Here is a 23,397-nt window from a genome sequence, read left to right as displayed (position 1 = left end):
TGTAGCAGGGTACGTAAGATTACAAAATTTGAAAGTCGTATTCGGTAATGATAGAATTGATATTGTATTGATATACAAACTATCATATATTCGGGAGGCGTTGTAATGTTTACCAATGGCAACAAGGGACATTCGAAGTCGGGAGTTGATTTTCTTGATCAATCGTTTATAAATAATCCCTTTCCGGTCTACAAGGAGCTGCGAAACGAAGATCCAGTGCATCGGTTTCCTTTGCCCAGTGGTCACTTTGCATGGATGATTACTCGCTACGAAGACGCCGTTGAGATTTTTCAGGATAAACGCTTTGTGACGAATCCTCCGTTCATGGGAAATGTTGAGGGGGCAGCTCCGCCACATCAAGAGATCATTTCTCGTAATTTGCTTAGTGTGAATCCGGAGGATCACCGCCGTCTACGGAGATTGATACAGAAAGCTTTTACACCCCGTATGATTGAGCGCCTGCGCGGTAGAATTGTAGAAATAAGCGATGAATTGCTTGACAAGGTACTGGCGAGTGGAAAAAGGGAACTGGATCTGATCGAAGATTATGCTTTTCCCCTTCCGATCATGGTTATATGTGAAATGTTGGGGGTTCCTCTAGAGGATCAGGACAAATTCCAGGAGTGGTCCAATACCATCATGGAGGGATTCAACAATCCACATATGAACGAGAAGAGCGATGAGGTCATGAAGGCATTCGTAGACTATCTGCATGTGTTGATCACAGAAAGACGCCAACATCTTCAGGAAGACCTGATTAGCGACCTCATCAGCGTGGAGGAGGAGGGAGATGTTCTTTCGGAGCAGGAACTATATGCCCTTGTCTTCGTTCTAATCATTGCAGGCCATGAAACAACCGTGAATCTGATCGGGAACGGTATGCTGGCGTTGCTTGATAACCCGGAGCAGAAGCAATTGCTCTTGAATGATCCTGAATTGATTCATCCAGCCCTGGAGGAGATCCTTCGGTATAACGGACCGGCAGAAGTGAGCAACATACGCTGGGCTACTGAAGATGTAGAGTATGGCGGAAAACATATTCGACAAGGGGATATGCTCTTTGTTTCGTTTTCGTCTGCAAATCGTGATCCACAGCAGTTCCCCGAGCCGGATACGTTTGATATTACACGTAAGGTGAATAATCATATTGCCTTTGGAAAGGGCATACATTTCTGTCTTGGAGCACCCTTAGCGAGACTAGAAGGGGAGATTGCTATTCATGCGTTACTGCGTAAAATGCCTGATATTCGTCTGAACACAACAGAGGAATCATTGGAATGGCGCCAAGGCATGATTATTCGCGGATTAAAAGACTTCCCGGTTTCGTTCTGATTTACATTAAATGATAAACGTACTTATTCATATTGAATGAAGAGAAGCCACAATTATCGTGGCTTCTTTTTTATAAGGTACTCACCTCCGATATTGTATTTGGATTACGTTATTTCATCTTAACAACGCGTTATATCCGTATTCCTGTATGGATCTTACAATATAAGTATGAAAGCGGATTCATTACGTATCCATCAAGAGTATATCGGAGGGGAAAAGCTATGGGAGTTGCAGTAAATGACCAACACATCACATCTCACACAGACACACCTCATCAACCTCAACGTGAAATTCCGACTAAAAGACTGATCGGAGATTCCATGGGAATGTTTGGGCTGAACATTTCAAGCGGATTGCTGGGACTAATTACGTATTATTACACGGATGTTGTAGGTGTATCGGCAGCAATTGTAGGAACTGTTCTATTGGTTACCAAACTACTTGATGCAGTTGCAGATGTGGGCATGGGCGTGCTCGTAGACCGGACTAAATCCAAGTATGGGCAAGCACGTCCGTGGCTACTCTGGATGAGCATTCCGATGTTTGTATCGTTGTTACTGTTATTTTCAGTTCCGGATATCAGCGTCACTGGTAAAATTGTATATGCCATTATAACAAATCTGGTATTTTACATTATGGTGTATACACCTACATTCATACCCTACTCAAGTTTGATGGCCCTGACTACACGCAACACCTATGAAAGATCTTTAATGGGTATTATCAGATCAAGTAGCGGTTATTTAGCAGGAATGGTTGTGGCGATTGCTTTTCTTCCTATTGTCAACGCTATGGGTGGTGGCAGAAGGGAATGGACTATATTAGCCGGGATTTTCGCATTCATGGCCGCGGCAGGAATACTCATCGCCTTTTTCTCCAACAGAGAGAAATATAACAATGTACAATTGGACGAGCTTGGCGTTTTTCAGGAGAAAATTTCACTAGTCCAAGGTTTGAAAATGTTGATCTCCAATAAATACTGGCTTTTGATGTTCACTGTTGGTACCTTTTCTCATATTTTGTTCGCATTAGGTGTCGCTGCAGGAACCTATTACGCCAAGTACATCTGGGGAGATGTGAATCTGGTTGCCATTATGGGAGGGATAGGTCTTATTCCGGTCGTGATCGGTTTTAGCTTGTCGGGACCCTTTATCAAAAAGTTTGGCAAACGTAACACAGCTCTTGGTGGTGTTATCATTGGTTTGATTGGAGCAACGGCTAGATTGATTGCACCCGAGAGTATTATGCTAGGACTTGTGTGTTCGGTATTCCAAACCCTGGGTACGATTCCTCTCATGGCAGTTGGAGGAGCACTCACCACGGATACGATTGAATATGGAGAATGGAAGTTCCGTAAAAGAATGGTTGGGTTAACGAATAGTGTTAATGCCTTTGGCAACAAGGTGGGTACTGCTTTGGGAGCAGCCATGATTGGATGGTTTCTAGCCTTAGGTGGTTACGTGGAGCAGGCGAGCGAGCAAGGTGATGCAGCTAAACAAGCTATTATTGCTTTAAACATATATGTACCTATTGTTGTAATGGTCGTGATTGCAATCTGTCTGTTCTTCTACAAACTGGATAAAGAATTCCCTAAAGTCCTTAAAGATCTCGAAGAAAGAAGAACCGCTAAAATTTAAATTGAGAACGCTTCAATATACTATAAATGAAAATATAGGAGGATATATGAAGTTAACAACGGTTGAACTCACCAATACGAACGTTAGTCTAACGGCTTATGTATTGGATTCTTCACAAGGAATGTCTAACATGGGCAATCGACCTGCTGTTCTCATTTTACCTGGTGGGGCATACAGAGCATGTTCAGAGCGGGAGGCAGAACCGATAGCGATGGCTTTTCTAGCGGAGGGGTACCAGGCTTTTACGTTACAATATTCGATTAATCAGAACGCTGTATTTCCGAAACCTTTGAATGATGCAGAAGAAGCACTGGAATTGATTCAGGAGAATAGTTCGAAGTGGGGGATTGATCCAGACAAAATAGCTGTATGTGGCTTCTCGGCTGGTGGACACTTAGCGGCAGCGTTAGGAACTATGGGAAAGATTAGGCCCAATGCCATGATTCTTGGTTATCCATGCATTGTGGAATCGATGAGCCGTATTTTCCCTGTACTGGTACCAGGCGTCGATAAGTCTGTAGATGCGTTAACACCGCCAACGTTCATATTTCACACGTACGAGGATCGATTGGTTCCAGTTAGTAACGCTTTGACTTTTGCAGAAGCTCTTAACCATGCAAATGTCCCGTTTGAGATGCATATCTTTACCAAAGGCGTACATGGCTTATCGCTCGCAAGACCTCATACTTCAGGAGGGTTACGCAGCATGGTCGAACCGGCTGTTGCGCAGTGGTTTCGTCTTTGTATAAGCTGGCTCCGAGGCATATTTGGTGAATTCGCCTCGGAGCGAGAGAGCATTCAGGTTGATTCTGTTGATCAATACAGTTTGGATGTACAACTGGGTGTTTTGTGGAAAAATGAAGTCTGTAAACAGGTCATTTTAGCCGCAATACCTGTTCTTGGGGAATCGTTGAATCAAGAAGCAATGGAAGTTCCTCTCCGAGCTATTCTTGACTTTGGGGGTGATCTCTTATCAGAAGCAGCAGCAATCCAGTTGGATCATCAATTGCGGCTTGTTCCCGTTCCACCTCGATAATTTACCAAGTATTCAAATGATAATTGCAAATGTAGACAATAAATGATATCTTAATAATCAAAATGATAGTCATACTATCATTTAATATTTTACACACATCATGTATCGGAGGATGAAGAATAATGGCCTACAATGAAAATATTGAAATCGGGGATTTACTGAATAATGAAGAGGCGTTAGCAATTCTAACTAAACATCTACCCGAGTTTATTAACGCTCCTACATTTAAGATGGCTTCCAATTTCACACTAAATCAGTTGGTAGCGGTTCCTCAAGTGGATATTCCTGAAGTTACATTGCTAGCTTTAAAGAATGATTTGGCTGGTATTTCAATTGTGTCAGGAGAAACTCCGAAAACCAAACCTGCGGTTGCTGCAAACAAACAATCTGATTCCCTGGCAGGTAAAGTCATTACAATCACAGGAGCAGGCAGTGGAATAGGAAGAGCAAGCGCCATTCTGATGGCAGCCAGAGGAGCCAAGCTGGTTCTGGTCGATTATAATACTGCAACAGGACAAGAGACACTGGAGCTGGTAAAGGAGCAAGATGGCGAAGCCATTTTTGTACAAGCCGATGTTTCCAAAGAAGATGATGTTCAAAATTATATCCAGCAAGCTGTTAATACGTACGGAAAAATTGATGTAGCTTTTAATAACGCCGGAATCATCCAACAGTTCCAAAGTTTCCATAGCATGAGCCTGGAAGACTTCAATCGAATCATCGATGTCAATCTGAAGGGCATATTCCTCGGAATGAAACATGCACTTCGAGTGATGGACGAACAAGGATACGGTCATGTCATTAATACTGCATCTACAACAGCCATTCGCGCTGAACACAGCTTGGCCGCTTATACAGCCAGCAAACACGGCGTTGCCGGTTTAACCAAGGCAGCTGCGCTTGAATACGTCAGAAAAGGTATCCGTGTTAACGCGATCTGTCCTGGTGGTGTAGCTACACCATTGACAGCGGCTGTTCCACAAATGCTGCAAGACAATGAATATATGCCAGAAGAATTCCCTAATATGAGAATTGGACGGTTTGCTGAACCAGAGGAACTCGCTCAAGTCGTTGCATTCCTGGCTTCGGATGGATCAAGTTATATGACAGGTTCCATTATCGTAGCCGATGGTGGTCTTACCCTTTAAGAATTTCTACATGGACACTAAATTAGAAATGATGAAGGGGATATACAATGAACGAATGAATCCTATCTCATTAACAAACAATAACTTTCAAAGAAAAGGGCAGATTAACTAATTTCTGCCCTTTTAAGAATTTAACATAAATGTTAATTGACGGAGCAAGTTGAGTGTTGATAGCATAGGTTTAATTTAAAACGAAAAGGCTATGATAGGTAAGGTATTAGGGATCTCACAGAGAGATGTCACGGGACAAGAACATTGTTCCATTCAAAGTCGCTATTTTAGCGGCTTTTTTATTTTATCGGTACAGGTTCTTGTCCCGAGCCAAGGACAAGAACCTGTACCGATTGCCGAAATGGACAAGAACATAGTCCGATTACCGATTAGATGATTATCTAAAATTAAGCATATGTAGTTAAAACCTCTGATCTGTATGACATCGGACCGTAGGAATTGATTAAAATGAAATTCTCCACAGTAAAAAAATGAGATAAGTGGCCTTGGTCCTGAGTTTCTTCGGACTAAGGCCCTTATTATATCTGTAAACGTCCGTTGATATAGAACTTGATTATGATTTTGGAAGTTCAGCTTGGAATTAGTCCGCTCTATTGGCTTCTTCGAGAGAACGAATGAGAAGACTATGATCGATCGGTGAAGACATGACAATCAAGATGGTGTAGGTTCCATATTTATCGCACTGATTGCTGAACTCCTCGAGCGTGCGTGTGGATTCTGTTACAACTTTTAATAAATAACTATGTTCTCCGCTTATGCGGTGGCACTCAGCAACATGGGGAGATGCATGGACATAATCAAGAAATGCCAAGCAGTCTCTAGTTTGAAAAAGCATATAGGCAGTCGCATGTTTCCCAATTTTTTCAGGAGAAATAACGGTGTGATATTCTTCGATGATTCCCTTCTCTTCCATTCTCTTAACTCGTTCCGTTACGGCAGGTTGGGATAACCCAACGCTTTTGCCTAGCTCAGTCATTGAAATCCTCGCCTGTTTTTGAAGATAGAAGAGTACTTGTTTATCTACATGATCCATTTGAATAAGCTCCTTTAAATTTAAGGTGTTTTTAAGAAAATAGCTTTTATTACTTAGCATAATTATAATATTTGATTTTATATGATATGTAAAATGGAAGATATAAATTATATAATAAGACACACGTAAATTATACATGAGAAGTCAGAGAGGATGGCAAGCAATGAGTAGATATGAAATAAATAAAGTAATTACAGAAGAGTTATATGTACGTGTTTATATTGGAGGGTACTTTCAATGACTATTTCCCATTCTAGCAAAAATATAATCGCATTGGCTGCGATATGTTTGTCCGCACTAATGTTTGGCCTCGAAATTTCCAGTGTGCCAGTAATTCTGCCTACCTTGGAAAAGGTGCTGCATGGAAACCTCAAGGATATGCAATGGATTATGAACGCCTACACCATTGCCTGTGCGACGGTTCTGATGGCAGTGGGAACGCTGGCTGACCGTTATGGAAGGAGACGTATTTTTATTATTAGCCTCGTCTTGTTTGGTATTACATCTTTGATTTGTGGCTTGGCACAAAACACATCGGTTCTAATCATCAGTCGATTTCTTCAAGGTGTGGGTGCGGGTGCAATGCAGATTTGCCAGATTGCAATTCTTTCGCATCGGTTTCAGGAGGAGCGGGAGCGTAGCAAAGCCTTTGCAGTATGGGGGATCGTATTTGGTATCGGCCTTGGTTTTGGACCCATTTTTGGGGGGATGATTGTGGCCGTATTAAACTGGCATTGGGTTTTCCTGATCCACGTCCCACTGACTATCCTCACATTGATCCTTGTTTTTGGCGGTGTGGATGAATCAAGCGATCCTCATGCGGAAAAACTAGATATTATTGGCATCGTCACGCTTTCGTTGACGGTTTTTGGTCTGGCATACTTTATCACTCAAGGAACCGAACATGGCTTTACTAGCGTAGTATCCATAGGCGTTCTTGTTGCAGCATCAATAAGCTTCATTATTTTTCTTTTTGCGGAAACGCTTAGCGCCCATCCGATGTTCGACTTTTCCGTATTCAAGATACGTAATTTTTCCGGTGCTCTTCTTGGCTCTATCGGCATGAATTTCAGTTTCTGGCCGTTCATGATCTATCTGCCGATTTATTTTCAGAGCGGTCTTGGTTATGGCATTGTAGCTGCTGGTCTGTCTCTCTTGGCTTATGCTCTGCCAACCTTGGTGATCCCTCCCTTGGCAGAGCGCCTTTCGCTCCGTTATCAGCCGCGTATAGTTATTCCATTGGGCTTGTTCATCATCGGTACGGGCTTCATTTTAATGAAATATGGTAGTGGAGGAGATAACGCCAACTGGCTAACCATGCTTCCAGGTTCTCTGCTGGCTGGTATCGGGCTGGGATTGACGAACACGCCTGTAACCAACACGACGACTGGCTCGGTTTCGATTACACGTGCAGGCATGGCTTCGGGTATAGACATGAGTGCCAGATTGATCAGTCTAGCTATTAACATCGCTGTTATGGGATTCATTTTGCAGAATGGTATTTTGTCTTATTTGAAGGGAGCACTTCATGGGATTTTCGATACAACGAAATTGCGGACTTTAGCTGAGAAAATAGCGGCCGGAAATTTTACATCTCTCAAGCAGAGTTTTCCAGAACTGTCCTCTCTAGATACGTCAGGAGCCTTGGTCCATAAAGCTCTTGTGCACGGCTTTGGCTTGGTAATGCTATATGGTGGCATTGGTGTGTGGGTTTTGGCTGCGATTAGTTTCATGATTTTCAGATCCAAGAAAACAGGTAAAGTGTGAAGGGCATCGCTCCCACAAGTGGTTACCTCTCGTATGTACAAATAGGGAATTACCAAGATAGAATTTGCCTTTTTGCGGTCAAAGGGCCTCCTATGTGCCTTTTAAAAAGGAGGCAGATGTTATTCCAGCAGTTTTAGGCAATCGAATCTTTTTTAATTATGATGAATGTGATATTTGTAATGAACTTCATTTTAGCCTTCATGAAAACGAGTTAGCTAATTACCTAATGATGGACAGAATACTTATTAGAGCTCGAAAAAGGAGTTACAGGGTCTAACAAGGAGGGTAATCGTACGTAGAAGGTAGACGTCAGCAGTGGGCAAGAGCAAATAACAACATATACGCATAATAACGCCAATCAGTTGACATCTGTCAATGGAAAAGGACGATGGCAAACAAACGTATATTTATGATGCACTGAATCAATTAGTTGAAGTGAAAGACCAATCTGGTCAGAGAATACAGCAATACTGTCGAGAGGCAAGAACATGTTCCCATTGAAGTCGCTATGTTAGCGGCTTTTTTATATTATCGGTACAAATTCGTGTCCCGAGCCAAGGACAAGAACTTGTACCGATTGCCGGAATGGACAAGAACATAGTCCGATTACCGATTAGATGGATGTATAAATGAAAAGCCATGTAATTAAAACCTCAATAAGTAGCATTATGCAGGACAGATTTCGCATTTCAATTAAATGAAGATCTGAGTAGAAGTGTTGTGTCCTTTTGGGTGACTGAAACACTGAATGCTGTTTTTAGTCAAAGAAACCAGCTTTAATGCTCGGAAGTACTTCAATTAAAACTGTGATCTCATTTGAATTAGATAAAACAAACTTGTAAAAGCACTTTAGCAAAGAAAAGGGGGAGGAAACTGGATGTGATTTTGGATCAAAGGAGGGGAAACATATGCAGATATCGTACTTAGTGCTGATTTTGTAATTGTTAGGGACAAGAACTTGTACCGATTACCGTAATGGATAAGAGCAAGTTAGCGTTCCTCTTCCGCAATGGCTCGAAAGCATCGCTTGTTGAAGAGGAAAGGGAACTCAAGTTTGTAAAGCAAGATATAAGTTGCTGAATATATTGAAATGCTCGGGACTAAAATGGATTATATTCAAATTTTGATGTATGAAGCATCCTCCTTAATGACTTAAAATAGTTATCCACCTTGTAACCACCGCCCTATATGGGTGGAGTTTTGCTTCATGGATATACGTAGCTTAATGGTGACCGGACCACTGAAGAAGAGCATCACATAGGCTCAGTGTGAAGTCATGAACAGGGCTACCCTCTTCCATTAGTATCAGGTCAGATTCTGTTAAAAGCGTCTCTGGAGATGCGACTGCTATCATAAAGGTATAGGTTATGTGAGTTCTAATGAAATTATTCTGACTTTTGGACGACCCCGGTCAATTGTTGAACGATATCACTCACGGATCTGGAGCGGGCCATTCACACAAGAAGAAATTTTGATGAATATGACCTCGAAATAAATACAAAAGAGATGAATCCAACAGTATTTGCCGAAAAGATATTAAGTTTTATTAAGTCCAATAAGGAGTACTCGTATTTAAGAAATTACGCAAAAGAAATGTTAGTGTTTTCTAGATGGCGTATCCATCAGACAACGTCGCAATTCTTCACAAAATATCAACTTGAAATATCTAAGTCACAATAAAGGAGCCAACTAGATCCTTTTTTTGTGTTATTAGTTTACTCCCCTAAATCCCCCTTGTTGCTTTACTCTTGAGGATCATTTTTTTTGATAAGTCCATCTCTATTGAATTTTTAGTCCTCGATTCTTATTCATAGTGCTCAATTTTTCTTCTAATTGATCCCTCATATTACTGGGAACCCAGTAATAATTTACAACTAGTTTTTTACGTAAATTAGTATATATTTATTTAGCTGTGTATTTTTGTGTTAAGGAGGAAAAATTAGAGAATAAATTTAGTCATGCATCTTAGAAAAAACGCGAGGGGAATATCACATGAGTTTATTTGAAGGAAAGAAAAAAAAGTATTACCGAGGATTATCGCTTTTTCTGGCAATCACAATTGCCGTTCAAACAATTCCAACGGAAGCGCTAAAGGCAAATGCAGCAAGTTCTGTTCCAGCTACTCTATCAAAAAAAATCACCACATCTAGAGTTGAACTGGAGGATCGTCGGACCCAGGATTCGGAGACATTTCTGAATTCAAACGGAACATTGACAACACAAATATATCAAGAGCCCATTCATTATAAAAGTAACAACAATAAATGGAGTAGATTTGATAATAATTTGATTGTGGATACTAACAATAACGTCATAAAAAATAAATCAAACGATTTTGAAGTAAAGTTTCAAAAGCGCAATTTAGACAAAAATCTAGTTACCATTGGTATGGATGGTTTATCCATTGTGATGGACCCCGCATCACAATCTGACAATCTAGACTCTGGATTTGTTAAAAATTCCCATGAAGGTGCTGCTTCTTACAAGAATAATAAGTTAAGTTTCAATAACTTGTATGACAACACCAATATAAATTACACAGTTGAGGACCGCAAATTAAAGGAAGATATTGTTCTGGATAAGGCACCTTCCGCTTCCTCGCCAGTAAAGTTCACATATAATTTCAAAATAAAAGGTTTGGGTATGGAACAAGATAGTACTGGGAAAATCTATTTTGTTGATAAGAAAAGCCACTTAAAAGTCTTTTATATTGAACAACCGTTTATGTATGATTCCTATATTCCAGAAGGGTACAAGAAGATAGAACAATCTGATGATATTCCTGAGGAAGCACGTTCCTATGACGTGAATATGAAATTGGTTAAACGAGGCTCTACATATTTTGTTGACATCATTCCTGACCGAGCCTGGCTTGAAAATCCTAAGAGGGTCTATCCCGTAACGATTGATCCTACAATTATCCGGTTTCAGCCAAATGCAGCCGACGGGAATGACACCAACATCCGCAGTTATTTCCCAACACAAACCGGTGGAACCGAAACCTCATTAGGCGTTGGATTATACAAAGACTCCACGCAAAACAATGTCATTCGATCTTTATTAAAGTTTAATGTTTCATCGATTCCAGTGGGTGCAAATATCTTAAGCGCCGATGTGAATTTATGGCTTTCCAGCGTGGCTAATGACACTAATGTTGAAATTGGTGCATACGAACTAAGCAAGTCCTGGTTAGAGGAAAGCACAAATTGGAACACCACAAATGGAACAACAGCTTGGACTAATAAGGGGGGCGACTACAAAAGCACTTTATTAGATTCAAATCAAGTTAGTTATCTAACTGATCTTGGGGTTAATTATAAATGGGATGTCACAAATCAAATTGATAAATGGAGAAGTGCAAACTACGGAATTTTGTTGAAAAGTTTATCTGAATCTACAAACTCGTATAAAAAGTTTATTTCGAGCGATTCTACATTGAATGCAACAAATCGCCCAATGCTGTCTGTTACGTATTTTAACGGGAGTCGTCTTGGGCTTGAAAAGTATTGGACATACGATAGCCATGACTTGGTCGGTGGTCGAAGCTATACGAATATGACTACAGGTAACAATGTTATCCAATATAATGACCTAAGCCTAAAAGGCCGTGGTGGTATGGGAGTTGACTTTACAAGAACCTATAATTCGAAAGCATTAGAAGATTCCCCACTCGGATATGGTTGGTCTTATTCGGGCAGCGAAGCTATTATGGAGCGTTATGACCGGAGTAAATTGGTCTATAAAGATTCTGACGGTACCTATCATGAATTCACCTATAATTCAACTTCCGATAGTTACCAATCTCCGCCGGGAACTTATTTAAAAATCACACGAACCACCGAATCATACGGAGCCGTTAATGGTTATGACTTAACTTATAAAGATGGTACAAAATTGCATTTTGATGCAAATGGTGATAGTTATACAGAAGTGTATACCGGAAAGTTGTTGTATGAACAAGATCTCCATGGAAATAAAATATCATATGGATATAACAGCTCAAACCAACTTACTTCTATAACAGATCCTAGCAATCGGGTCACTACGATGAATTACAATGTATCAGGGAAAATTTCTAATATCACAGATTTCGTTGGTCGTAAAATTAACTACGGGTATGATACCGCTGGCAATCTGGCAAATGTTGATGCTTATTTAGATGCAACCAATTATCGAATAACCAAGTTTTCCTACGATTCGAGCCATCACTTAACGACAGTCACAGATCCAAGTGGACGGAAAACGTCATTTACGTACAATAATGAATTATTGCAGAAGGTACAAGAACCTTTTGGTGAGGGAGCAAATGCTGATTTAGCAAGTCGACCTGGAACCACATATTCATATGATTTACCGAATTTTGTGTCAACAGCTACGGATCGGAATGGAAATACAACGACATATAATTCGAATTCGAATTATGTGGTAACCCAAATAACCGACTCGTTATCAAGGGTCACCCGCTTTGCTTTGGATGATAATTATAACAAGCTGGTAATTACTGATCCGAAAGGTAATGATACCATTAACACGTATGACCTCAATGGTAACATTACAAGTACAATGGATCCAGAACAACATAAGGAAATCTCGACATATGATAGTTATAGTAACCGCACGAGTTATACGGATGCCATAAATCAAAAGACGACCTATGAATTCAATATATTTGGTGATTTTCTTAAAGTTACAAATCCATTATTGCAAAGCACGAGTTATACCTATGACTCGTATGGAAATAGAACGTCTTCAACGGATGCTGATGATAATAAAACAGTCTACAAATATGATTCACAAGGGATCAATCAAGTTATTAGTGAAGATGCAGCGAATCAATTCACCACGATGGAATATAACGGTGCAGACCAATTGGTAAAAGTAACGGAGCCAAATGGACATGTCTCAAATTATCAGTATAATTGGCTTGATGAACTCGAGAATCTAGATGAAAGAATTTCAGCCAGTGCTTCCACGCCCGAAATGGTTTATGATCCTACGTATGATTCGAATGGAAATATTATATCGATAAAAGACACAGTACTAGGTGCTAGCCAAACAACCAACTACGATCATACAGCGACAAATGATGTTAAAAGTCAGGTAGTACAAAGTTCACCTCAAGTTGCTTATCAATATGACAACAATCAAAATTTGATTGCCTGGAACCCACAGAATGGATGGGGGCAAGGAATGTCTTTCTCTTATGATAAAGCAAATCAACTTAAACAAGTCAAGGATTCTAACCAAAAAACTATAGAAGATCTTAGTTATGATCCGAATGGCAATGTCACTTCAGTCCAACGGACAGATGCCGATGGTGTAGTCCAATCTCTAACGTATGATAATACGAATAGACTCAAGAATGTTGATTACAAAAAAGGGACAACATTATTATGGGGATACTCTTATGATCTTGATTCGAATGGACGAATCAAAACCGTAACAAATAACCTATCATCCTCATCTAGTTACGAATTTGATGAGACTGGTCGTTTGAAAAATTATACGGATAATACAGGGACAACGAGTTATTCTTATGACAACACCAGTAATCGTTTAACGATGACAAATGCTACTGGAGTTACCAAATACACGTATAATAATTTGAACCAATTAACGAATGTAAATGGACCCAATGGTACTCTGAACTACTCGTATAACGAAAAAGGCCAACTCACTGAACAAGGTAGTATTCATATTGAATGGAATACGGATGACAAGCTGTCCAAAGAAACACAACCAGACGGTAGCTCCGTTGAGTTCCGCTATAATGCTAAGGGGCAACGGACTGAGAAAATAGTAAAAAGCAGTACTGGTTCTATCCTTAATGACTACAAATACCAGTATGAAGATAGTACAGGAAATCTTATTGTAGAAAACAATATTACAACAGGATTAAATGTATTATATTCGTATGATGTTTTGGGTAAGCGGGTAAGTCAAACACAGAATGGAAAAACGTATTATTATAATTATGATGGACACGGAAATGTAGTAGGATTAACCGATATTAATGGTAATATCGTTTCCAGCTATTCATATGACCCTTGGGGTAATTTAACTAGTAAGACAGGAACTTTATATAATCCATTCACTTATAGTGGTTATTACTTCGATGAAGAAACGGATATGTTTTACCTATTCAACCGATATTACGACCCACAAGATGGTCGTTTTATTAGCCAAGATAATGTTGAGCCAATCGATTCAAATTTGTACATTTATGCTGCCAATGATCCAATTAACAGTGTTGATCCTAATGGAGATTTTGCATGGGCACTTGGTGTGTATGCGATACCAGGTGTGGGTGAAGTCGCTTTGGGCGTAACTGCAGCAGTAGGACTTGGTATAGCGGCAGGATATGGAATTAAAAAAGGATATCAGTATTTCGCAAATAGAGACAAAATGGCTAAGAACGATAGAATGAGAGGGAGCGAGGCGAAAAAAAGAGAAAAGAAACAAATAAATGATAAATTTGGTTCAAGGTCTCAAAGGGAAAAAAGTACAAAAGAATTACACCGAGATAAAAGAGATCAAAGAAATGATAACAATAGAAGTTGGAATGATTTGGACATGTATAGATAATTAATTATCAATTGATCTTAGTATTTTTGACCTCAACAACTTATTTGTTGGGGTCAATATTATAAAAAGGAGATGCAAAAAAATGACTTTTTTTGAACAAGGGGAAGAGTACTATGCAGAAGGTAATTATGATGCAGCATTAGTTTACTTTAAAAAAGCTCTCAATGATAATATAGATACCCAAGATACACTGAATTACATGGGAAGATGTCTTACAGAGTTAAAAGAATATAATGCCGCAATTGAAGTTTACGACAGGGCAATTAGACTATTCCCTACATGGGAAAGATTATACTTTAATAAAGGTTATGTCTATTTACAATTAGGCAATATTGAAGATGCATTAATTTTTTGTAAACGTGCAGTAATGATAAACTCAAATTCTGAAGATGCTCTGTATTATCTTGCCCTTTGTTATCAAAAAAAGGAGGAATTTAAGAAAGCAATAGAATACTATCAAAAATCATTAGCACTTAATACTAATCAAGAAGAGGCCCATATTAACCTAGGATTAATTTTTCATGAATTGGGCAATAATCAAGAAGCGCTCGAAGAATTTCATTGGGCTTTACAGATAGATCCATCATCAACTAATGCAATGTATAACAAAGCATTAGTGTTAAAGCATATGGGAAAAAAAGAGGAAGCTATTATCTATTTTAAAAAGATCCTAATATCAGAACCTGAAGATTACGATGTAAGGTTACAAATCGCAAAAATTTATCTTGAAGAAAATCAATTTGAATTAACAGCATATTATTTAGATTCAATATTAAGTTTTGATCCAAATAATACTGTTGCGCTTTATTTCAAAGGTAAGTTGCTTGAGAGGCAAGGCAATTATGAGACCTCAATTAAACTATTAGAACATGCCTCATCATTAGACCCGATTGATATAGATATTTTGTTACTATTAGCTCAAATTTATAGTTTGATCCATTTAATAGAAAAAGAAAGAGCTTGTTACATCCGCATCTTAAAAATTGACCCTGAAAATATAATTGCAAAAAATAAATTGGCATAAAGTATTGAAACAATGAAAGAAACTGAATGAGTACGAATGACATCATAAAGTTACCTACCAATATCCAAATTTGCTCCGTTAATTAAAGACAAAGGGCAATGCGTATTCTGTGAATCGACGTCAAAAACCGCAAAATTTAAAGGTCACGAAGTATGCAAGGTATTGAAACAACTTTGTTTCAATGCCGATTAGGTATGTAACTTCAACACATTCTATGATTGAGATCGGGGCTGCTAGGCTAAAAGCAGCTCAATTCTTGTTCAACATCTTTCTCTTCAATTAAGTATGGGATAACGGTATACTGACACCAAAACACAACACAACTGTCGAAGGACAACATTAAACTACTACGGATACTGACGTCTATACATATGTACAAAATACGAGTTTTGTGAAACAGTTGTTATAATTCAAACGAACCTCATCATTATCAAATCATTACATTGCACCCAATCAATTATCTTATCTTCAGTTAACTGATGATTCCATAATCAACTCAACTTACACTTACATCCCATGGATAAATGTGGCTTTTTCTTTTTATAACCCCCGAGATATTTTTAAATTCGTATGGATAAATATGCTATCCAAATATAATATGCGCCCATTACAGCTTTATAAAAGCGCATATTATATTTGATTCTGAATTTCTTTTGAGTTTTATCCTACGTCATTTTTAATTCTCGTGTACCCAAAATTCAATTATGCTGTTCCAGGTATTAGATTCATTTCCTTGCCCGACAAATCGAATCATTTCCTTGCCCGACAAATCGAATGAATTTGGCCTGAACCGGTTCAAATTCAAATGTTTCATAAGCCGCCTGTTTTTGACTGGCCACATTACTTAATGCTTTTTGGTAATTAATACCATCAGCTGATATCTCCAAATCGAAATAATTGGATCGCGTATGTCCATTATAGAATTGAATGCTTACCTGCCCTACTTGAGTCTGTTGCTCAAGCTCCAACTGCAGGTAGTGTCCCTTTCCATCTGCAGACCATCTGGAGTCTGGATCACGATCGATCGTATGAATCGGCAGATTTCCATCATCTGCACTTGCCGTCACCTTGGTTACGACAGCGAACGGCCCTTCCGGTTCGGCCATAGGCTCTTTGACTTCAAATTTCTCCCGTGCCTCGACCGTTACGCCATTAAAGACGCAGCTCACGACGATGTCGACCTTTCCCGCTTTTAACGCATGGAATGTAGTTCCTTCCGTATATCCAATCGTATCATCACTTGATGTGTACGTTACAGGAACATCCAATTCTGCAATGTTTACGATCTCACCATTATCTAATGTTAGAAACGAGGATAATTCTCCGCTTCCGCCTGCGCTGATCGCATTCCCTGCGACTCTCCAGCCGGGTACTGTTTTATTAGGACTTATGGAGATATTCTCTGGAAGTACAGGTGTATCAGCTACCTTAAACTTCACTCGCACGTTCTGGATGTGACCCCGATAGGATACAGTGATCTCTCCTGTTCCATTAGTCCCTTGCGGTTGCTTAATTTTAACCTTTGCATCCTTGGCATAAGCTTTTGCCGAAATAATCGGCGTTTCGGTTGTGCCATAAGGCAAAGTATGAACGTAATCCGTTCTTAAGAACTGCATACCCCCTATAGCTTCGCCATTCACCAACAGGGATTGAAGCCCCAGATGAATATCTTTGATTCGTTTCTTGCTCTGATCCTGATATAAACTTTGCGGGGATAAACGATCGCCCTCACCAATGCCTTCCGCCATATCAAATGGCTGCGTATTCGCATCCGGAATGGAACCGACAATGTTGACGTTCACGCCGGTGTCCTTTCCTTTGGTTCCAATGACATATCCATTCCCGAATTGTTCTGATTCTACAATAACGCCGGATTTACTAGGGTGTGCCGCCTGACCGGTCGTATTCCAGAACACACTTTCCGTAGTTACCACTCCATGACGATTCGTTTCGGATGATCCATAATCCCGTGTAATGGCAGAGATCCCGTCCCCGTTAACTACCAGGTTGTCGATCAGGTTTGCCATGCTTAAATACATATGAAAATCAGTTAATAATGAAGGTTTCTCAGAATACGAACCTTGCAGCACATTCCCGTTCGCAGAGAAGTTGGCGTATGTGAAGCTATGCCTAGCTCCTATCGCTTTGCTGTTCTTGATAAGGTTATCATTGCCAATAAATTGATATAAATAACCATTTCCATTCGCTCCACGATACTGCGGGTACTGCATAGTTACATGATCCACAGTGACGTTCTTTGTACGATCCAGAATAATACCCTTGGATAACAGATGATAATCTGTATTGCCAGCTGGTTTATAGGTGTTAATATTTCGAATCCAGCTGTTGGCCACTGCAATCACATTGACCGCTTTAGCATTATCGGCCTCATAACCAGCAGTCCCAACGACTTTGAAGTCATCTTCACCAAGCCCCGACTTCGCATTTTGAATGTTTGCAATCGAGAAATCCTCCAACCCTACTTCGACAATCGGATCTGCGGTCTGACTAATTGTGATATCATCGCGCAGCTTCATAGGATAACGTGTCGGAATGTCTAACGTGATCGTTTTATTCTCCGGATCTACGCCCACGATTTGGCGATAGAATAACGGTTCTACTTTACCAAGACGTGACGACCACTTGTTTTGCATGCCAAGTTCCCGTAAGAAACCCGGCGTCGTTTCGAATGAAATGACCACGTAATCATTCACCGCAAACCCGCTTGTGTCCTCAACGGGTAGCAGGACGGTTGGATCAGTAACCGACTTGCGAAGTTTCGTAGAAATTCCGGTTTTCTTCCAATCTCCGTTACCGATCCGGATAATGTCCTTGTTTTTCATATTTTGCTGTGCATTATAGATATGAGTCTTGTTCATCCCGTCACCTTTCAGGACCACACGACTTGCAGGAATGTTTAGTGAATAATCCTTGCCGTCCTGAGGGTTAACCTGATATGTACCCTTGGGAAGATACACGACACCCCCACCTAACGCAACAGCAGCATCAATTGCCTTTTGAATAGCCTGTGTTGCATCTCGATTCCCTGAAGGATCGGCAAAATAAGGTGATTTGGTAACGTCGATACGTTTGTTTTTAGGCGTTTTAGGTAGTTCTGTTTCCCCACGCCGATAACCGGCATACGAAAAGTCATGCAGAAACCTTCCCTGTTCATCTTTAAATCCAGGATACCAATCGTTTGGATAGAGTCTGCTTCTGCCATCCGTACCCAGAGACAGATTCTCACCCGCACGATCAATAGATAGCTGTGAGTCACCTTCTGACGCTCGAACCTCATGGACTCCAGGTACAGATAATCCAACAGTCAACGTAAATGCCAACAATAAAAAAGGCCACTTTCTACGCATGCTTTCGTTCTCCTCCTTTTGGATTTCAGAGTATGTGAGCGGTTTCAAGAAACCCTATAGTCACCTCCGATCCTGCTCAAGCAAGAGTCATGTGCATGCCAACTCAGCATGTCATAATCGATTGTAGAGCACGAGGGAACGAAATTACATCAACAAAAACGACATTTTAATGCCCATTTTATACAATATAAGGATTTATTTAGAGGATACAGCGCGATTATATCGTTCTAACGCTTGCTGCTGAATCTCAATCGCACGATCGATCTGTAAGGACTTGATTTGCTCGACATACGTATCAAAAGCATCCACCGGCTCAATGCCAAAAATGATTTTCAGCGACATCTCGTCCACCACTTTATTCACTTCCTGCATGATGACAGACATCTCCGTGCTTTCTTTCTCGGTTTTGGGAAGTGTCGGTACCTGGTGGAGCACAGCATCCGTACTGGACCATAACTGCACCGCCTCTTTCTGTTCCGGCAAAATATAATATTGTTCCATATATCGCGTATCCTGTACAAATGGACCGAAATAACTCGCTCTCGTGTACATCGCAAGCGCTTGCGCCGGCGACCACTTATCAGGGTTTTTCAAAATCGTTTCCGTATACGTCGGGTACCCGTCTTTCATCTTAAAACTAACACCTTCAATGCCAAAGTTGAACAGTAAATGTCCCTCAGGCCCATACCCGTAGTCCAACATTCGTGCTGCTTCTTCTACATGATGACTGTTGCTGGATATGGCGACTCCACTGGAACCGATCGCGGGAGCAAGTTGACCAAATTTCGGGCGATCTCCTTTGTTCATGACAGGATATGGCGCTGGCACAAGCTTTGCATGGGGATCTGTCTCTTGCAAGATGGGTAGCCATGTACCAATTCCCGCCCCTGCATTCCAGATACTCGCGCCGCTGCGTCCTGTGGTCATGTTTGTATCCTGAGTCTCCGAATCAACGGCAGCCAGATTCTTGTCAATGAGTCCCTCCGCATACCATTCACGAAATAAGGAGAGAAACGCTTTATATTCAGGTTCTTGTGCCCCAAACTTAATGTGGCCATCTTCCACGTAGAACCCCTTTTTAATGCCAAAAGCGCCAATAAAACCGCCGCCTTCGATACCAAACAACGGATTCGGAACACCTAGGAAAGTAAGCGGGGCGTCAGCTCCCTTTTTGTTCTTAAATGCCTGAAGCATCGTATGCCATTCGTCAATCGTTGTTGGCACATCAAGTCCAAGTTCATCCAGCCAGTCCTTTCGGATAATCGGCCCTTGATAGGTTCGCAGCTTATCATCTCCCTGAATAAAAGGAAACGCGTAATAACTTCCGTTCGCTGTGCGAATCTGCATATCAATGTCTGGATGCTCCGTCAGGTACTGCTTCAGATGAGGTGCGTATTGATCAATAACATCGTTTAATCTCAGAATATATCCGTCTTTGATCGCTTTCTCCGGCCCACCGGGATAATTGCTCCACTCGTATTCAATCATATCCGGCAGTTCTCCGGACGTAAGCAGCACATTAATCGCTTCTTTAGCCTGATTGGCGGGAGGCCGGATGAATTGAAGGTTGACTCCGGTTCTCCGCTGCCACTCCTGAAAAAAAGGAACTTCATTGAAGCTGGACTTAATGCTTGCTGCATTGCCATTCAATTCTGCCCAGTAGGTTAATTTTCCATCGTCATTGGGTGAAGAAATTGAGACGGTCTGGTACTCTGATGAGCCGGAACGTTCATCCAGCTTGGCATCCGAATCTGTCCCGTTCTGATCGCAAGCAGTCAGCATGCCAAGCAGTAGGATGAATCCTGTCAACTTTGTTATGAATGCCAACTTTCTCTTTACGTTCATGTTCCGGTCTCCTTTCAAATCAATCAACTGATTTCTTTATATTTACCTGGCGTAATGCCTTCGTATTTCTTGAATACCCGGATGAAAGTTGCTGCATCGTTATACCCGACCATTCGGGATATTTCTGTAATGGATTCCTGTTTATGCTCAATCATTTCTTTAGCCTGTCGGATACGGCACTTATGAATGCAGTCCAGCAGACCCTCACCTGTCTGATTCTTGAAGAGTTTGGACAAGTAACTGCCCTTCAGCTCAAAATGCTCACCAATGGCGTTGACGTTCAAATTCGCGTCTGTATAGTTACTCTCAATATACTGTGTGACTTGGGTACTGAGATGACGCAGGGAATCCTCACGTTCTTGTGATACATTCGTTGCGCGCTTGTCAGCGGCATAGGAACATACCTCCTCAAGCAAGTTCTGCAATGCCTCCTGCATCTCCTGAATGGTATCCCCGGCAATAATGTCCTCAATCCGATGCGGGTATTGGGTTAGCGTATGGTTATCCCTGTCCCCTAGATCATTGATAGCCTTGATCATTGTACCTACCAGGTTAAAAATCAGGCAACGTGCAAGTGTGAGCGACATAATCGGTTTATCAAAATTCCGCTCTGTAATCTCGTTCATATAAGCGCTGGCTTGGTCGGTATCTCCCGCTTTGATGAAATTAAGAAGCTGCTGTTCCACCTGAAGCGGATAGTAGTAGCCAAACGGGTCATCCGCCATCGCATCGCTGCGGACATCGCCATAGGTAATGATACCTTTTTTGCCAAGCACCATTTTGTATTCCATTGCGTCTACTGCTTCCTGGTATGCTTCGGCGATACCAATCCACGACGTATGGCGTCCACTGATGGAGATTGTCAATTCCATATCATAACGTTCCAGGAATCGCTGCGCTTCTGCCGCAATGTGATGAAGATCCTGGTTCCAATCCGAAGAATCCGCTTTCATATTTACAAGGCAGACCATCATATCATCCACTTCTGCCACATATCCGACGTGCTGACGCTCTGAAGCCAGTTCTTCAACCACATTGGAAATAATGAGATGGATTAGCTTGTTTCGTTCGTTGATATCAATACCTGGCAGCTTTCCATAGAGATTCTCTTCATTCTCGATAACAAATAGGATAACAGCAAATTCACTTGAATACAGCGGCATATGGAAGGAACGGAATGCATCTTCATAAGGCACAAGCGTATCCTGTTTGCCTTTGAGAAGCCGATTAATCATATTGGAGCGCAGCACCTGCTGATGTTTCTGCAACTGCTGGGCAATCTCATTCTTTTCTGAACGTGTGTTCATGATGACCTTCTGAATAAACCGAAGTTCGTTCCGATCAGCAGGTTCGTTCTGACTATTTTTGTCTTTTAGTGATTCCACGAGCTGTTGGATTGGGGAGTAATTCCGGCGCATGAAGAACCAGGTCAGTACACCCGCACTAATGAGACTCACCACGATGCTGATATAGGTAAAATTGCGGACATACACTGCCTTTTCCCAATATAGGCTGCTGGGAATAATCAATGCGTACTTGAGATCGGACACCGCAGAGTCCATGTAGAACATCTCCGACTTGCCTACCTTGGCGTTATCCAATTGAACCTGATTGCCATTCATGAATGGCTTCAATTCCTCTGACCCCGGATGATTGCTCATCAGAATCTCGTTATTCTGGTTCAGAATCAGCAGCGTGGCATCACTAAAACCCGAAATGCTCTCAATCGCTTCCTGGAATCTTCGCGTATCCGCCATGACGACAACCGTACCCGTCTCCTGACCATTCAAATCATCAGGCAGACGTGTAATGTACGCAATGGAAGACTCCGCCGGAGCGGCATTCTGATGTGGCAGTATGACGAACTGATTCGTCTCTGTACCCAGAATCTGATCCCGCCACGCCTCGAAAGACATTGCACCTGTGTTATGTATGGTATGAAATGCCGTTCGCATATCCCGAATATTACCTGAACGGAGAATGGATTGATCTTTTTTCCACACGACGTAGAATTCATCGATGGATGCGTAGGATGTTTTATAGAGACGGAGTTCCTTTACCAGTTGGTATGCCGTATACGGCGCCTCTTTGGCCGGCTGATTGGAATACATCAACGTTTGCAGATTTGGGCTCCACGTCATCTCCATGTTTAACCGCTTCATCAGATCAACTTGTGTATCGATTGTATATCGCATCTGCTTCAATAAAGAATCGTTGGCCCGATGTATTTCACTCTTCAAAGTCTCATTTGCTTGCATGTAAATAACCAAACTGATTAGAATCGGCACAATCAAAACAGCACTGTAAGAGACAAGCCAGGTTACAATTATGCTTTCTCGTTTTTGCCACAAATATCGAATGTTTAGCAACAACTCATCACCCAACTCTTCGTAGATTATCTATGTTTGGATCAGGAATTTATTATAACGGTAAGAGCGCGATTGGGATATAGATAAAAAGTTCAATTCGATTGACAAAAAGGGTAGCCACCACTGATTTTCCCCGTCAAATCAAGCACAAATAGCCCGAATAGACTAATTTCGTCTATCGGGCATTTGGTATCAATTCGGTATCAAATTGAGAATTTTTTTAAATATTCTTTATAAATTT

The 23,397-nt window shown here is 41.0% G+C and carries 11 protein-coding genes; 7 read left to right on the top strand and 4 right to left on the bottom strand.

Going from position 1 to position 23,397, the window contains the following annotated elements:
• Nucleotides 1-105 precede the first annotated feature (105 nt).
• The 4 genes from BLS14_RS06355 (at nt 106) to BLS14_RS06340 (ending at nt 5,153) form a co-directional block, all read left to right on the top strand.
• Nucleotides 106-1,332 (top strand): cytochrome P450 family protein, encoded by a 1,227-nt coding sequence (locus BLS14_RS06355; RefSeq protein ID WP_063563813.1) that lies wholly within the window; start codon nt 106-108, stop codon nt 1,330-1,332.
• 221 nt (nt 1,333-1,553) lie between these two features.
• A complete protein-coding gene (locus tag BLS14_RS06350) occupies nt 1,554-2,969 on the top strand; it encodes an MFS transporter (protein WP_090950139.1) in 1,416 nt (471 codons plus the stop codon).
• Nucleotides 2,970-3,015: 46 nt separating this feature from the next.
• A complete protein-coding gene (locus tag BLS14_RS06345; RefSeq protein WP_090950137.1) occupies nt 3,016-4,005 on the top strand; it encodes an alpha/beta hydrolase in 990 nt (329 codons plus the stop codon).
• A gap of 395 nt (nt 4,006-4,400) precedes the next feature.
• Complete coding sequence (locus tag BLS14_RS06340) at nt 4,401-5,153, top strand: SDR family NAD(P)-dependent oxidoreductase (RefSeq protein WP_072733506.1); 753 nt, start codon at nt 4,401-4,403, stop codon at nt 5,151-5,153.
• 592 nt (nt 5,154-5,745) lie between these two features.
• Here BLS14_RS06340 and BLS14_RS06335 read toward each other — a convergent pair.
• Nucleotides 5,746-6,198: an Lrp/AsnC family transcriptional regulator gene (locus BLS14_RS06335; RefSeq protein WP_063563815.1), complete on the bottom strand. Its 453-nt coding sequence runs from the start codon at nt 6,196-6,198 to the stop codon at nt 5,746-5,748.
• 237 nt (nt 6,199-6,435) lie between these two features.
• On the opposite strand from BLS14_RS06335, the gene BLS14_RS06330 reads away from it, so the two are divergent.
• The 3 genes from BLS14_RS06330 (at nt 6,436) to BLS14_RS06310 (ending at nt 15,574) form a co-directional block, all read left to right on the top strand.
• Nucleotides 6,436-7,965, top strand: a complete 1,530-nt coding sequence (locus tag BLS14_RS06330; RefSeq protein ID WP_090950135.1) for an MFS transporter — start codon at nt 6,436-6,438, stop codon at nt 7,963-7,965.
• Nucleotides 7,966-9,957: 1,992 nt separating this feature from the next.
• A complete protein-coding gene (locus BLS14_RS06315; protein WP_090950133.1) occupies nt 9,958-14,550 on the top strand; it encodes a DNRLRE domain-containing protein in 4,593 nt (1,530 codons plus the stop codon).
• Nucleotides 14,551-14,632: 82 nt separating this feature from the next.
• Nucleotides 14,633-15,574, top strand: coding sequence for a tetratricopeptide repeat protein (locus tag BLS14_RS06310; protein WP_063563818.1), 942 nt, complete (start codon nt 14,633-14,635; stop codon nt 15,572-15,574).
• A 725-nt stretch (nt 15,575-16,299) separates the two neighbouring features.
• Here BLS14_RS06310 and BLS14_RS06305 read toward each other — a convergent pair.
• The 3 genes from BLS14_RS06305 to BLS14_RS06295 all read right to left on the bottom strand — a co-directional run bounded on the left by BLS14_RS06305 (nt 16,300) and on the right by BLS14_RS06295 (nt 23,138).
• The gene (locus BLS14_RS06305; protein WP_256336175.1) at nt 16,300-18,942 is read right to left on the bottom strand and encodes a discoidin domain-containing protein; all 2,643 of its coding nucleotides are present in this window, start codon (nt 18,940-18,942) and stop codon (nt 16,300-16,302) included.
• 195 nt (nt 18,943-19,137) lie between these two features.
• Nucleotides 19,138-20,787 carry an extracellular solute-binding protein gene (locus BLS14_RS06300; protein ID WP_176854367.1) on the bottom strand — a complete coding sequence of 550 codons (1,650 nt, stop codon included), beginning with the start codon at nt 20,785-20,787 and terminating at the stop codon, nt 19,138-19,140.
• A gap of 23 nt (nt 20,788-20,810) precedes the next feature.
• Complete coding sequence (locus BLS14_RS06295; RefSeq protein ID WP_256336174.1) at nt 20,811-23,138, bottom strand: helix-turn-helix domain-containing protein; 2,328 nt, start codon at nt 23,136-23,138, stop codon at nt 20,811-20,813.
• Nucleotides 23,139-23,397 lie beyond the last annotated feature (259 nt).

It is taken from the genome of Paenibacillus sp. OK060, from assembly GCF_900101205.1.
Lineage (GTDB): Bacteria > Bacillota > Bacilli > Paenibacillales > Paenibacillaceae > Paenibacillus > Paenibacillus marchantiae.
This window is presented reverse-complemented; position numbering and strand designations above follow the sequence as displayed.

Coding starts and splice junctions, on each gene's coding strand:
- BLS14_RS06350 (WP_090950139.1), top strand. CDS start 1,554: ATGGGAGTTGCAGTAAATGACCAACACATCACATCTCACACAGACACA.
- BLS14_RS06345 (WP_090950137.1), top strand. CDS start 3,016: ATGAAGTTAACAACGGTTGAACTCACCAATACGAACGTTAGTCTAACG.
- BLS14_RS06355 (WP_063563813.1), top strand. CDS start 106: ATGTTTACCAATGGCAACAAGGGACATTCGAAGTCGGGAGTTGATTTT.
- BLS14_RS06300 (WP_176854367.1), bottom strand. CDS start 20,787: ATGAACGTAAAGAGAAAGTTGGCATTCATAACAAAGTTGACAGGATTC.
- BLS14_RS06335 (WP_063563815.1), bottom strand. CDS start 6,198: ATGGATCATGTAGATAAACAAGTACTCTTCTATCTTCAAAAACAGGCG.
- BLS14_RS06305 (WP_256336175.1), bottom strand. CDS start 18,942: ATGCGTAGAAAGTGGCCTTTTTTATTGTTGGCATTTACGTTGACTGTT.
- BLS14_RS06330 (WP_090950135.1), top strand. CDS start 6,436: ATGACTATTTCCCATTCTAGCAAAAATATAATCGCATTGGCTGCGATA.
- BLS14_RS06310 (WP_063563818.1), top strand. CDS start 14,633: ATGACTTTTTTTGAACAAGGGGAAGAGTACTATGCAGAAGGTAATTAT.
- BLS14_RS06315 (WP_090950133.1), top strand. CDS start 9,958: ATGAGTTTATTTGAAGGAAAGAAAAAAAAGTATTACCGAGGATTATCG.